The following is a 13,333-nucleotide window of genomic DNA, read 5'->3' as shown; positions in this document are numbered from 1 at the left end:
GTAAGTTTGATACAAAGCCAGTGAAGAGGCTCGCAAAACGCCTTGAAAGGCGAGAAATAACCCGACTGAAGGTCACCTGGCCGAGAATGAAACTCATTTCGCTAACGCGGTAAGAGATCCGTCGTAGAAAAGTGATTATTAGAGGTGCCCTTAAGGCGGGAGACGGAACGCGCCACGGAGGGGCGCTACGGATCAAGACACGGGTACGCGGCGCGTTCAGAAAGAGGCCACTCACGCCCGGCGCCGCTCGCGAGAGTGCGAAAAACACGCCATTCCGGTGGAATGGCGCGCGACCGGACTAAATAGCCTTGACGATATCCTCCACGACTTTCTTGGCGTCACCGAAGACCATCATGGTTTTGTCCAGGTAGAACAAAGGATTATCCAAGCCTGCGTAACCCGCCGCCATGCTTCGTTTGTTGACCAGGACGGTCCTGGCCTTATGCGCTTCCAATATGGGCATGCCATAGATGGGACTGCCCTTTTCGTGCGCCAGGGGATTGACGACGTCATTGGCACCCAGCACCAACACCACGTCGGTGGTACCGAACTCGCTGTTGATGTCTTCCATCTCATGCACTTGATCGTAGGGAACCTCGGCTTCCGCTAGAAGCACGTTCATGTGACCCGGCATACGCCCCGCCACGGGATGGATGGCGTAGCGCACTTGAACGCCCTTCTCGGTGAGTTTCTGCGCCATTTCCTTCACCGCGTGCTGCGCCCGCGCCACCGCCAGTCCGTAACCGGGGACGATCATGACCGATTCGGCATTGGAGAGCAGAAAGGCCGCGTCCTCGGAGCTACCGGAACGCACATTCTTTTGGCCGGCACCCTGAGCGCCGGCACTTTCCGCCGCACCGAAGCCGCCCAGTATGACGCTGAAAAACGAGCGGTTCATGGCCTTGCACATCACGTAGGAAAGAATGGCGCCCGAGGATCCCACCAACGAACCCGAAATGATCAGCATGGTGTTGTTAAGCGAGAATCCTATTCCGGCCGCCGCCCAGCCGGAATAGGAGTTCAGCATGGAGATCACCACCGGCATATCCGCGCCGCCGATGGGAATGATGATGAGCACGCCCAACACGAAGGCGATCACGGTCATCACGATGAAGGGCGTCCACTGAGCCTCCCTCGCCCCCAGGAAGAATGCCACACCGGCACCGATCATCACCAGGGCCAGCAGCAAATTGAATAGGTGCTGGCCCTTGTAGGTGATGGGCGCGCCGGAGATTTTCCCCGAGAGTTTCCCGAAGGCCACCACGGACCCGGAAAAGGTGATCGCGCCCACGAAAGTCCCGATGAACAACTCCAGGCGGTTGCCCATGGGCAAGGGGACAGCCAGTCCGAAAGCGGCGGGGTTATGCACCGCCGCGATAGCGATGAGTACCGCCGCAAGCCCCACCAGGGAGTGCATGGCGGCGACCAACTCGGGCATCTGCGTCATCTGCACGCGTCTCGCGACCACGGTGCCGATAGTGCCGCCCACGGCGATACCCAGCACGATGAGTGTGAGGTTTTGCGTGATGATGAAGGTCGTCACCACCGCCAGCAACATTCCGGTCATGCCAAAGGCGTTGCCGCGCCGTGCGGTCTGTGGTCCCGACAAACCCTTCAGCGCCAGGATAAACAATACGGAGGCAACGAGGTAGAAAAGAGCGGCGCTGTTTGCGCTCATGGATAAGAATCGGTTCTAGTTGGACAGGGGGTTGATCGCTAGCCTTTCTTGGTGCCCGCGGGTTCTTTCTTCTTGAACATCTCCAGCATGCGTTGCGTCACCAGGAATCCGCCGAATACATTGATGGAAGCGAGCACCACCGCCACGAAGCCCAGGATGGCGGCGAAGTCAGTGTCTTTCGGGCCCGCCGCCAACATGGCGCCTACAATGATGATGCCGGATATGGCATTGGTGACCGACATGAGAGGCGTATGCAATGCCGGTGTGACGTTCCAGACAACGTGGTAACCCACGAATATGGCCAGCACGAACACCGTGAGATTGACGATGGTGGGATCGAGCATCGGTTTTCCTTTAACAAGCCAATAGGTACGTTTCAAGGGGCACGCTTGACGGTTTCGCCATCGATGCAAATCAAGCTACCCGCGATGATTTCATCTTGCCGGTCCATATTGAGTTCGCCCTTGGGATCCACAAGGAGGTTGATGAAATTGAGGAGATTGCGAGCGTACAAGGCGCTCGCATCGGCCGCCACCAACGCCGGCAAGTTCGTGATGCCCACGAGTTTCACGCCATGCTTCATGACGATCCGGTCGCGCTCCGTGAGCGGGCAATTGCCGCCTTGCTCCACCGCCATATCGACGATGACCGAGCCAGGCTTCATCGCCTTGACGGTGTCTTCTTTCAGCAGGACCGGAGCGGGACGGCCCGGAATCAAGGCCGTCGTAACGATGATGTCCGCCTGCTTGGCGCGTTCATGCACCAACTCGCCTTGGCGGCGCATCCAATCGGCCGGCATGGGGCGGGCGTAGCCACCCACTCCTTGCGCAATTTCGCGCTCCTCGTCCGTGACGAAAGGCACATTCAAGAATTTGGCGCCGAGGCTTTCCACTTGTTCCTTCACGGCTGGGCGCACATCGGAAGCTTCGATTACCGCCCCCAGGCGTTTTGCCGTGGCGATGGCCTGTAATCCAGCCACACCCGCTCCCAGGACCATCACACGGGCTGCCTTCACCGTTCCGGCCGCGGTCATGAGCATGGGCATGAAGCGCTGGTACTCGTTGGCCGCGATCATCACCGCCTTGTAGCCAGCGATATTGGCTTGCGACGACAATACGTCCATGGCCTGCGCCCGCGTGATACGCGGAAGCCATTCCATGGCAAATGCCGCCAATCCGGCTTGTGCCATGGCCTGCACACCTTGCGCATCAAAGGGATTAAGCAAGCCGGCCAGGATGGTTCCGCGTTTGAATTGCTCCAATTCCGCGGTCTGCGGCGCTCGCACCTTGAGCACGATGGCGGATTGCGAATACACCTCCGCGGCGCTGCCCGCCAAGGTGGCGCCTGCGGCGGTGTACTCGGAATCGGTGTACGAGGCGCGCTCGCCGGCACCTGCCTGAATAACGAGCTTGTGTTTCCCGGTGGCGGCGAGTTTCTTCACCGTCTCCGGGGTCGCGGCCACACGCGTTTCGCCGGCGCGTATCTCGGCCGGGATTCCGATCTGCATCTTTATCTCTCCCTGACTACTCGGCACGCCTTCGCCGCACCTGCGCGACGGAGGCAAAAGGCGGCGGATTATAGTTGAGAATCCGCGTGCTTAGCAGGCCGGCACCGGTGCGCTGGCGCGAAAATAAATTTTCTCGGGCAGACAGCAGCTATAATTTTTCGCGATGCCCATGCACCCACCCATTCGCCCGCTACCGGATCTGCTCATCAATCAAATCGCCGCGGGCGAGGTCGTGGAGCGGCCCGCCTCGGCATTGAAGGAGCTTCTCGAAAACAGTATCGATGCGGCCGCGGCCTCCATCGGCGTGGAGCTGGCGGCGGGCGGCGTGCGCTTGATTCGCGTGTCCGACGACGGCCAAGGCATTGAGCGCGAAGACTTGCCCCTGGCATTGGCACGCCACGCCACGAGCAAGATCGCCACCTTGGAGGATCTTGAACAGGTGGGCAGTCTGGGTTTTCGCGGCGAAGCGCTTGCCAGCATCGCCGCCATCTCCGACATGACTTTGAGTTCCCGGCGAGCGCATGCGGATCACGGCTGGCAAGTGGATGCCTCCAACGGCATCCTCGGCGATTTGGTGCCGGTGTCCCTCACCGCCGGGACTCGCGTGGAAGCCCGCGACCTCTATCACAACACCCCGGCACGCCGAAAATTTCTGCGCAGCGAAGCCACGGAATACGCCCATTGCGATGAAGCGTTCAAGCGCATCGCGCTCTCCCACCCCCGCGTCGAATTTCGCCTCCAGCATAACGGGCGTCCGCAGCGCCGCCTACCAGCGCACTCCTTGCAAGAGCGAATTGAAGCTATTCTCGGCGCGGAATTCTGCCGCGCGTGCCTGCCCGTCGAGGAGGAGGTAACAGGATTTCGCTTGGAAGGCGCCATCGGCTCACCGGCCGCCAGCCGCGGGGATCGCGATCACCAATACCTCTTCGTCAACGGGCGCTTCGTGCGAGACCGCGTCATCGCCCATGCCGTGAAGGAAGCCTACCGCGACGTGCTGCATCACGAGCGCCACCCCTCCTACGTTTTATTTCTGAACACCGACCCCCACAAGGTGGATGTGAACGTGCATCCCAGTAAAAGCGAGGTGCGTTTTCGCGATTCGCAGGCCATTCACCAGTTCGTCACGCGCGTCCTAGCCAGAACCTTGGCGCAAACCAAAGCCGGGACTGCCGCACCAGTAACGGTGCAGAACATGTCCGAGCCCATCCCGCCAGCGTATTTCGACAGAATCAGCGCCATGCCCGCGGCGCAACCATCCTTGGGATTAGGCGCCGCCACGAATGCCAGCGGCTTTTACGAGAAACTTTTCGAGGAGTCCAAGAGCGCCGTATTGGAAGCCGGCAGCGAGGCGCCCCTAGGATTCGCCATCGGCCAACTGCGCGGGGTCTATGTGCTGGCGCAAAATTCCCAAGGGGTGGTGATCGTGGACATGCACGCGGCCCACGAGCGCATCGTCTATGAAAAGCTGAAGACCGCGTTGGACCAGCGTGCGATGCCTACACAACGGCTACTAATACCCGTGACATTCTTGTCCACCCCGGCCGAGCACGGCGTGGTGGAGGAGCATGCGGATTTGCTCCTGGATCTGGGATTCGAAACCGCGGTGCTGGGGCCCAACAGCCTCGCGGTGCGCTCCGTTCCCGCATTGCTGAGAGCGGCGGACCCCGTGGAACTCGCGCGCGCCGTATTAAGGGACATCGCGGAGTTTGGCGCCACCCAAGTGCTGCATGCCCAGCGCGACCAATTGCTAGCCACCATGGCCTGTCACGGTGCCGTGCGCGCCAATCGCGCGCTGACCTTGCAGGAGATCAACGCATTGCTGCGCGAAATGGAGAAAACGGAGCGCTCCGGGCAATGCAATCACGGCCGCCCGACTTGGACGCAAATTTCCATGACGGAGCTGGACCGTCTGTTTCTTCGCGGCCGCTAGGGGCGGTTGGCCTTCATTTCATGGGCCCGGAACGGCTTCCCGCCGCGATTCTTCTAATGGGTCCCACGGCCAGCGGCAAAACCGATTTGGCGATGCGGATCGCCGAGCGGTTCGCCGTGGAAATCGTGAGCGTGGACTCCGCTCAAATTTACTGTTTCATGGACATAGGCACGGCCAAACCGGAACCATGGATGCAGGCACGCGTTCCACACCATCTCATAGACATACGAGATCCCACGGAAACTTATTCCGCAGGGCAATTCCGCGCGGACGCCTTGGGATTGATGCAAGCCATTACCAGGCGCGGGAACATTCCGCTTCTCGCCGGTGGCACCATGCTCTACTTTCACGCCCTACGGCAAGGGCTCAACGATCTCCCCACCGCCAACCCGGAGATTCGGCAACTACTAGGCGAGAGCGCACGCACGCAAGGCTGGCCCGCGCTGCACGCGCAATTAGCCGTGGTGGACCCGGCGGCGGCGGCTCGTATCAACGCGAATGACGCTCAGAGAATTCAGCGCGCGCTGGAAATTTTCCAACTCACTGGGCACCCTCTATCCGCCTTGACCTCGGGAGGGCGGCCGGAGTTTGACAGCCACCGGCTTTTAACCCTGGCGTTGATGCCCCAGGATCGAGCCCGCCTGCACGAGCGCATTGCGCGCCGCTTTGACATCATGCTGGCCCAGGGACTCGCCGAAGAAGTAAGGGCACTACGGCAACGCTTTGCGCTGCACGAGAACCACAACTCCATGCGCTGCGTGGGTTACCGGCAAGCGTGGGAACACTTGGAAGGGAATACGCCGGTGGAAAACTTTCGCGAAAAAGGCACCGCCGCCACCCGGCAACTCGCCAAGCGGCAAATGACTTGGTTACGTTCGATTCCCGATGCGATTGCGCTGGACCCGTTTCACTCAGAACTGACTCAGCAGGCGTTGCGTCACGTCGAAGCATTTCTGCGTTGACGGGTATCAAACCCGCCAACGCGCTCACTTGATTTACTGAGCCAGCAAGTCCGCGCCTGCCTTGGCGACCATACCGTCTTGCGGCGCCGTGACACCACTGACGCCGATGCCCCCGATTACCTGGCCGCTTGCGCTAAGTGGCAGTCCGCCCTCGATCGGCAGGGCGCCGTCAAGCGCCAGGATCACCGTCCGCCCTCCCGCCACGGCGTCCTCGAATACCTTGGTGGCCCGCTTGAAAGCCTGCGCGGTCCGAGCCTTCTTGATGGCCACCTCGATGCTTCCGGTCTGCGTACCATCCATGCGCTGCAAGTAAACGAGATGACCGCCATCGTCCACCACGGCAATCACCACGTTCCATTTGTTCTTGAGCGCCTCGGCCTCGGCGGCCGCGGCGATTTTCTTCGCGGCGGCCAAGCTCAGGGATTTCTTGTCGCCCAAGTCCGAGCTGATGGATTGGGCTTGAACGGATGCGGCAAAACACAGGGATGCCAAGACCCACTTCAGTTTGTTCGCGAAACGCATATCTCCTCCTAGGTAGTCGGTGGGGCTGCTAAGGTGCTCGCGCGAGATGCTTTGTCGCGGCATGCGCAAGTATAGGTGCCTATTCCTTCTCCGACACCATGGCCGTTGCTCTACCCTGGGCAAACTGTATCGAGAGCGCCGTACCCGCGCTGACCTGAGCGGAGGACAGCACCGGGACACCGCTTGGATCCCACACAATGCTGTACCCGCGCTCCAACACGCGCTGAGGGCCAAGGCTCTCCAATTGGCGGCCCAGAAGCGTCGTGGTGGCGCGTAACGCGAGAAGTCGGCTTTCCCCCTGGGCGCGGATGCGCGCGGCACCGCGCTCGATCCGGAATAACATCTCCTTGAATTGCGGCCGTGCCCCATGCCAGCGACGCACGTCCGCCGAAACACGCCAGCGGGCACGCTCCATATTCCGCTCTAAGGCCAACGCCAAACGGTCTTGCAGAAGGCCAACGGTGCGCGCCTGGCCCCGCAACTTTTCCTCCGGGTGTACTAGGCGCCGCCCAAGAAAATCGGCGCGCTGCGCGGCGTCCTCGGCCCGCCGGGTAAATCCCCGGCGCAGGGCGAGACGCAATCCGTCCAACCGGCGCAGCCAATCCAGGCGGTCCGGGCTCGCCAGCTCGGCTGCCGCCGTGGGCGTGGGTGCGCGCATATCGGCAACGAAGTCCGCGATGGTGAAGTCCGTTTCGTGCCCAATTCCAGCGATCACTGGAATCGGGCACTGAAAGATTGCGTGCGCCACGATCTCCTCGTTGAAAGCCCAAAGATCTTCGATGCTGCCCCCGCCCCTGCACACAATAAGCACATCGCACTCCGCGCGCGCGGCGGCGCTCTGGATTGCCGCGGCGATATTTCTAGCCGCGCCCTCCCCTTGCACCAAAGTCGGGTAGATGATGATGCCCGCGCCGGGCATGCGCCGGCGCAAGGTTGTCAGCACATCGCGCAGGGCCGCGCCGGCTGGCGACGTGACCACTCCAATTTTGCGCGCAAACGCTGGCAGAGGCTTCTTGTGTTCGGGCGCGAACAGCCCCTGCGCCGCCAGCTTCGCCTTAAGCCGCTCGAAAGTCTCGAAGAGCCGGCCCACGCCGCGAGGCCGAATGTATTCCACATTTAGCTGGAACTCTCCGCGGGCCTCATAGAGTGTCGGCAGCGCCCGTACATCGGCGTGATCGCCATTCTTGATGGCCATGTCCAGATACTGCGAGCGGTGCCGAAACAGCGTGCAGCGTACTTGGGCACCGGCATCCTTGAGCACGAAGTAGCAATGCCCGGAACTGGCGCGCGTGAAATTCGAGATCTCTCCAGATATCCACAGCATGGGCAGGTGCGCTTCCAACAACCCTCGCGCCATCGCATTGAGGGCGCTCACGCTGATGGGCTCGCTAAAAAGAGAAGGGATGGATTCCGTGTCCGTGCTCATGGCTGTATCTTACCAACGACGCGCGAGCGCCAAAAAGTTCGATTTGAGCGCCGCACGCCTTCGACTCGCACAAGCTGGCATGCGCGCACATAAAGGCTCGCGGGCTACACCCCCCAGAGTGCCTTTTGCCTGCTCGATGCGGCCGTGGCCTCGTTGGAAATCCACAACTGGCGCAGGTTTCGCGCTGGTGTTGCCGGAGACCGGCGCCACTCTGAGTTATGGCAGGCAAAGCCATGAATTCGCTTCATATTCGCTTTGCATAAAATTTAATCAAGATGGAAAAACCGCTTACGTGCAATCCACTTAGTAGCTTTCTATACAAACTGCCCACATAGTTGTCCACAGCGGATGTGGATGCCTGGAAAGTCAAGATATTTTCGCGGCGGCCGTTATAATTCCGTTGGCATATTGCTTGCCCAGGCCAGGATGGAAGTTACAATCCGCCCCCCTTGCCGATATTGAGGAGTACGTCTAGTGATCGCGATTGTAGAAGCCGCCGGCTGGCCCATCTGGCCCTTGATATTTGCTTCCATCGTCGCCTTGGGCATCATCGTCGAACGGGGTTGGGCCCTGCGCCGCGATCGTGTCGTGCCTCGCACGCTGCTGCCGAAGACTGTCCAGGAAGTGAAGTCCAAGGGAATCACGCAGGACTTGCTCGATCGTTTGGCGCAAGGGTCGTTACTGGCGCGCATCTTCGCGGTGGGACTGCGCAATGCGAAAAGCTCGCGCGAAGTCATGAAGGAATCCATCGAGGAAGCGGGAAGAATCGCCATGCATGAATTGGAGCGTTTTCTGACCACCATCGGCACCATCGCCTCCCTGGCGCCGATCATGGGATTATTCGGAACAGTTGTCGGAATGATAGAGATTTTTGCTTCTCAAACCGCGGTCGGAAATAATCCAACCCAGTTGGCGCACGGTATTTCCGTGGCCTTGTACAACACGGCCTTCGGCCTCATCGTGGCGATTCCCAGCATGATCTTCTACCGTCATTACCGCGCCCACGTCGATGGGCTCGTCGTGGAGATGGAAATGCAAGCGCTAAAGCTGGTCGAGATCGTGCACGGCCAGCGCGAGCAATAGATGAATTTCCGGCGCGGTGCCCACCGCGAAGAACCCGAGATGAATTTGGTACCGATGATCGACGTGCTATTGGTCATCGTCATCTTCCTCGTGGTGACGACCACCTATTCCCGTTATGCCGAATTGCAGATCACCTTGCCCACGGCGGACGCTAATGCGCCTGCCGACCGGCCCAAGCAGATCACCGTTGCCATCACGGCCCAAGGCAAATACGTGATCGAGCGGGTAGCACTCACGGCGACGGACCCCTCGGTCATTGGAGCGGAACTCAAACGCGCGGCGAAGGGCAACCCCGATCCGACGATCATCATCAATGCCGATGCAACGACCACCCATCAGTCAGTCATTAACGTGATGGAGGCCGCCCGCCTGACCGGCTTTGGAAAGATTACGTTCACGACGCAAAAACAGCCGCGTTAAGGTCAGCGGTACACTTTCTTGCTCGGGGGCTGGCGCAAATTACTTAGAAGGACTTTCTCATCTCCCCGCGGGGCGCCTCCCGAGCAGAAGTAAGTTTCATACATTTCTTCGCGGTAATTCTCCAGGGACTTCTTTTCGATGGCTTCCCAAGCTGGCTTACTCAAGCGCCGCCAGGCATTCGCGCCGGTTCCGATGGCGTAGGTTTTCCACTGCTTGGTCTGGCAATGAATGCCGGCATAGCTAACTTGCGGTCCCGCCCCGCTTCCTTCTATCGCAAGGACAAACCGGACGACACCGTCCTTCCCAATGGAAAGCGAACGCTGGTCCGACCGGTAGCTATATTTGGATGACCTCTGAACGACAAACGGCAATAACGACGAGGGCGTGGGGTAGGGTGGTAACTCGTTCACCATATCCTCCACCCACTTTTCCTCTGGCTCGGTCTTAAGCGCCGATAGAACGCCGGCGCGCGCTGGCAACGCGCAACACAGCAGCGCGCATAATAAATAGTGCGTGGCGTTAAAAAAAAGCGGGGGCCTCACTGGTACAAGTGCGATCTGGTCAGCGGGCAAATCACCGTGCCGTTGTCCGCCGGTTTCACGCCAAGCAATTGGTAGATGGATATCCAGCCACGTGCGAACGCGTGCGCGGAACCCGCCATGTAAATCAACCAAACGCGCAAAGTTTTCTCGCCCACCAATCCGCGAGCTTTATCCCGCTGGGCATGCAACCGGTCTACCCAATGCCAAAGGGTCTTGGCATAGTGCGGTCGCAGGCTCTCCGCATCCCATAGCTCCAGGCCATGGCCAGACATCTCCCGCACCACCGTACCCAGGTGCGGAAGCTCCCCGCCGTGGAACACGTAGCGGTCCACGAATTCGCCAATTCCGCTACCGAGTTCGGCATCATCCAGGGAATTGGTCGTGATGCCATGATTCATCACCAACCCGCCGGGCTTGAGCAGGCGGTTGATCTTCCCAAAGTAACCGGGGAGATTACGCAGTCCCACATGTTCAAACATTCCCACGCTCGCGATCTTGTCATAGGGACGGTCCTCGGGGACATCGCGGTAATCGAGCAGGCGTACTTCGCATTGATCCGCCAAGCCCATGGAGTTTATTCGCTCACGCACATGATCGAACTGGCCCTGGCTCAAGGTGATGCCGAGGGCCTTCACGCCGTAATGACTGGCGGCCCAAAGGATCAGCCCTCCCCAACCGCAACCAATATCGAGGAAACGCTCGCCGGGCCTAAGCAGGAGTTTGCGGCAAATATGATCGAGCTTTTGCTCCTGCGCGCGGTCCAGGGAGTCATCGGGATCCTTGAAGTAGGCGCAGGAATAGACCAGGTTCGCGTCCAGCCACAGGGCATAAAAATCGTTGCCGACATCGTAGTGGCGTTGAATATTTTCGCGGTCTTTCTTATGCGTGTGCCGCCACCATTTCCAGGAACGCGCTTTCCCGCGGTAAATTTGGCGGCCCTGGGAAATGAAAGCCTCGCCGATACTTAACACATCGCGAAAATCCCCGTCCAGGTCGATTTGCCCTTCGACGTAGGCTTTGGCCAACCGGCCCAAACTGGGATTGGAAAGACTGAGCAATGCCTTAGGGGAGCGGACGGTCACCGTGATAGGCGCCGCCGTTGCGGCATTCACCATGCGCCCGCTCCATAGGCGCAAATTGATGGGCACGGGAAGTGCCCTGATGCGAGACTCTACGAGCCCGACAAGCCGGTCCTCTGATGGAAGGAGAAACACGCCACGTAGCCGCTGTACCCTGGGAGTACTATTCTAGCGATTCGAGCGCTTTACGCCATCCCTTTCCTCAAAACTCGATATCCTCAAGCAGGGAATCTTGGATACCTGGCGGGACCGGGTTCAGGATGCACCGGTAGTTCGCATGGTCCAGGCCCATGGACAGCGCCCCCCCCGCGCGCAAGGAGTTCTTCGTGGCTGGATCCAGTTCGAACCGTAGAAAATGCACGGCCGAGGTCTTGGTGTCGTTCGCTCTTTCCATGTCTTCGTCGGCGATGGCGTAGATCCGCCCCGCGCCCCGAGCCTCAACCCATACCCGGTCCTCGATGCCTTTTAACCGCTGTAATTGGCGCTGGCGCTCATCGGGATCGGGATACTCGATCATCATGGTGGCTTTCCAATTGCCGCCATCCGGGATGAGCGGGTTATAAGCACCGAGTTCACTCTGGATGCCTTCCTCCTCGAATATCTTCTCCACGCGCAGCATCTCTTGAATCTGGTAGCGAACGGTCAGTTCGTCCTCGAATACCAAAGTCACGTGCTCGCCCAGATGCACGGTACGAAGCTTCTTGTGGTTTAGAACCTTGGCGCGAAATTCCTTCCGGGTCCTCGCGTACGACTCCAGGGTGAGTAGACTATCTCGGGAAATACTAGGCATTGGCGTCAATCTTCAAAGTCCGTAAGCGATACGAAGCAAGGAAAGGGGATGTTCCCTGCGCGCGCCGGATTCGCCCATCCCCTGCTGGATATGGCGCCCGGCGATGGGACAATCGGAGCTTATGTATTGGGGCTCGGTGGCGGCCATCTGCCGGAACACGGGCCGGCCAATCTTCATGGATTGCTCGAAAAATTCGCGCTTGACGCCCCAAGTGCCATCATGACCCGAGCACCTTTCCACGGTATTGAGTTGCGTACCCGGTACGAGCTTAAGCACCTCTTGGGTGCGCAACCCCATGTTCTGTACACGCAAATGGCAAGGAACATGGTAGGACACTTTGCCCAGCGTATTCTTGAAATCCGTCTTCAACAGGCCATCGCGATGACGAAGTGCTAAGTATTCGAATGGATCGAACATGGCATCGGACACCAGTTTCGCGTCCTGATCGTCCGGGAACAGCAAGGGGATTTCCTGCTTGAACATCAGAGAACATGAGGGGATGGGCGCGACAATCGCGTAGCCCTCGCGCGCCAGCCGCGCCAGTACGGGGATGTTGGAGCGCTTCAACTTTTCCACCGCGTCCAAATCGCCCAATTCGAGTTTGGGCATCCCGCAACACGCTTCCTTTTCCACCAGAATGCTGGGAATCTCGTTGTGTTCGAGCACGCGCAATAAATCCTGCCCTATGCCGGGTTCGTTATAGTTCACGTAACAAGTCGAATAGACCGCCACCTTCCCTGGCGTGTTCGCTCCCGGCTTCACCGGAAAATCGTCCCGGGGCCGGGCAGTGCCGCGAAACTTCGACGCCGCGTATTCGGGAAGCACGCGGTCCTTGTGAATGCCCAGTGCGCCTTGCATCAGCTTGCGTACGGGCGCGCTCTTATTGGCGGCGTTTACGGATTGCACGACCACGGGAATCGTGGCGAGCTTTCCTAGCGCATCCGTGTCCGATAGCAACTTGTCTCGAAAACTCGCCCCTACCTTCTTGAATTTCACCGCCTTCGCACGCAGCATCGAATGCGGGAAATCGAGATTCCAAGGATGCGGAGGCACGTATGGACACTTGGTCATGTAGCACATGTCGCACAGGTAGCACTGGTCCACCACCTTCGCGAAATCTTTCTTGTCCACGCTGTCCGGCTCGCCGCTCTTGCTCTCGTCCACCAAATCGAACAGGGTAGGAAAGGCGTTGCAAAGGCTCACGCAGCGCCGGCATCCATGGCATATGTCGAACACGCGTTCGAGTTCGTGGTTGAGTTTTCCCTCGTCGTAGTAATCCGCGCTCTTCCATTCGATGGCATGGCGGGTGGGCGCTTCGAGGCTGCCTTCACGGGTAGTCATGGGGTTCGGTGCGGGAGTGAATTCAATGAAAAAGGGCAAGAGTTTGGGGGGTG

Annotated in this window: 13 protein-coding genes; 4 read left to right on the top strand and 9 right to left on the bottom strand. The window is 59.4% G+C overall.

Features of this window, described 5'->3' with window-relative positions:
- Positions 1-298: 298 nt before the first annotated feature.
- The 3 genes from EXR36_03265 to EXR36_03255 are packed head-to-tail and all read right to left on the bottom strand — an operon-like array spanning position 299 to position 3,185.
- Positions 299-1,678 carry an NAD(P)(+) transhydrogenase (Re/Si-specific) subunit beta gene (locus EXR36_03265; GenBank protein ID MSQ58674.1) on the bottom strand — a complete coding sequence of 460 codons (1,380 nt, stop codon included), beginning with the start codon at positions 1,676-1,678 and terminating at the stop codon, positions 299-301.
- Between the two features lie 38 nt (positions 1,679-1,716).
- Positions 1,717-2,022: an NAD(P) transhydrogenase subunit alpha gene (locus EXR36_03260; GenBank protein ID MSQ58673.1), complete on the bottom strand. Its 306-nt coding sequence runs from the start codon at positions 2,020-2,022 to the stop codon at positions 1,717-1,719.
- A 32-nt stretch (positions 2,023-2,054) separates the two neighbouring features.
- Positions 2,055-3,185: a Re/Si-specific NAD(P)(+) transhydrogenase subunit alpha gene (locus EXR36_03255; protein ID MSQ58672.1), complete on the bottom strand. Its 1,131-nt coding sequence runs from the start codon at positions 3,183-3,185 to the stop codon at positions 2,055-2,057.
- 169 nt (positions 3,186-3,354) lie between these two features.
- On the opposite strand from EXR36_03255, the gene mutL reads away from it, so the two are divergent.
- On the top strand, positions 3,355-5,115 hold the full coding sequence (gene mutL / locus EXR36_03250) for a DNA mismatch repair endonuclease MutL (GenBank protein MSQ58671.1): 1,761 nt from the start codon (positions 3,355-3,357) through the stop codon (positions 5,113-5,115).
- Between the two features lie 20 nt (positions 5,116-5,135).
- Complete coding sequence (miaA, locus tag EXR36_03245) at positions 5,136-6,077, top strand: tRNA (adenosine(37)-N6)-dimethylallyltransferase MiaA (GenBank protein MSQ58670.1); 942 nt, start codon at positions 5,136-5,138, stop codon at positions 6,075-6,077.
- Positions 6,078-6,110: 33 nt separating this feature from the next.
- Here miaA and EXR36_03240 read toward each other — a convergent pair whose 3' ends face one another.
- Positions 6,111-6,599 (bottom strand): heme-binding protein, encoded by a 489-nt coding sequence (locus tag EXR36_03240; protein ID MSQ58669.1) that lies wholly within the window; start codon positions 6,597-6,599, stop codon positions 6,111-6,113.
- Positions 6,600-6,678: 79 nt separating this feature from the next.
- Positions 6,679-8,025, bottom strand: coding sequence for an exodeoxyribonuclease VII large subunit (locus EXR36_03235; protein ID MSQ58668.1), 1,347 nt, complete (start codon positions 8,023-8,025; stop codon positions 6,679-6,681).
- A 474-nt stretch (positions 8,026-8,499) separates the two neighbouring features.
- Here EXR36_03235 and EXR36_03230 point away from each other — a divergent pair, with 474 nt between their 5' ends.
- Both EXR36_03230 and EXR36_03225 read left to right on the top strand, forming a co-directional pair.
- Positions 8,500-9,108, top strand: coding sequence for a MotA/TolQ/ExbB proton channel family protein (locus tag EXR36_03230; GenBank protein ID MSQ58667.1), 609 nt, complete (start codon positions 8,500-8,502; stop codon positions 9,106-9,108).
- Positions 9,109-9,528: a biopolymer transporter ExbD gene (locus EXR36_03225; GenBank protein MSQ58666.1), complete on the top strand. Its 420-nt coding sequence runs from the start codon at positions 9,109-9,111 to the stop codon at positions 9,526-9,528.
- A 2-nt stretch (positions 9,529-9,530) separates the two neighbouring features.
- Here EXR36_03225 and EXR36_03220 read toward each other — a convergent pair whose 3' ends face one another.
- The 4 genes from EXR36_03220 to EXR36_03205 form a co-directional block, all read right to left on the bottom strand.
- Entirely contained in the window at positions 9,531-10,070 is a 540-nt protein-coding gene (locus EXR36_03220) for a hypothetical protein (GenBank protein ID MSQ58665.1), read from the bottom strand.
- Positions 10,067-11,185 (bottom strand): methyltransferase domain-containing protein, encoded by a 1,119-nt coding sequence (locus EXR36_03215; GenBank protein MSQ58664.1) that lies wholly within the window; start codon positions 11,183-11,185, stop codon positions 10,067-10,069. The genes EXR36_03220 and EXR36_03215 overlap by 4 nt, the downstream gene beginning before the upstream one ends.
- A 166-nt stretch (positions 11,186-11,351) precedes the next feature.
- The gene (locus EXR36_03210) at positions 11,352-11,939 is read right to left on the bottom strand and encodes a DUF3501 family protein (GenBank protein ID MSQ58663.1); all 588 of its coding nucleotides are present in this window, start codon (positions 11,937-11,939) and stop codon (positions 11,352-11,354) included.
- Between the two features lie 12 nt (positions 11,940-11,951).
- Positions 11,952-13,280 carry a Fe-S oxidoreductase gene (locus EXR36_03205; protein MSQ58662.1) on the bottom strand — a complete coding sequence of 443 codons (1,329 nt, stop codon included), beginning with the start codon at positions 13,278-13,280 and terminating at the stop codon, positions 11,952-11,954.
- Positions 13,281-13,333: the final 53 nt, after the last annotated feature.

The organism is Betaproteobacteria bacterium (genome assembly GCA_009693245.1).
In the GTDB taxonomy this organism is placed as follows: Bacteria; Pseudomonadota; Gammaproteobacteria; order Burkholderiales; family SHXO01; genus SHXO01.
This window is presented reverse-complemented; position numbering and strand designations above follow the sequence as displayed.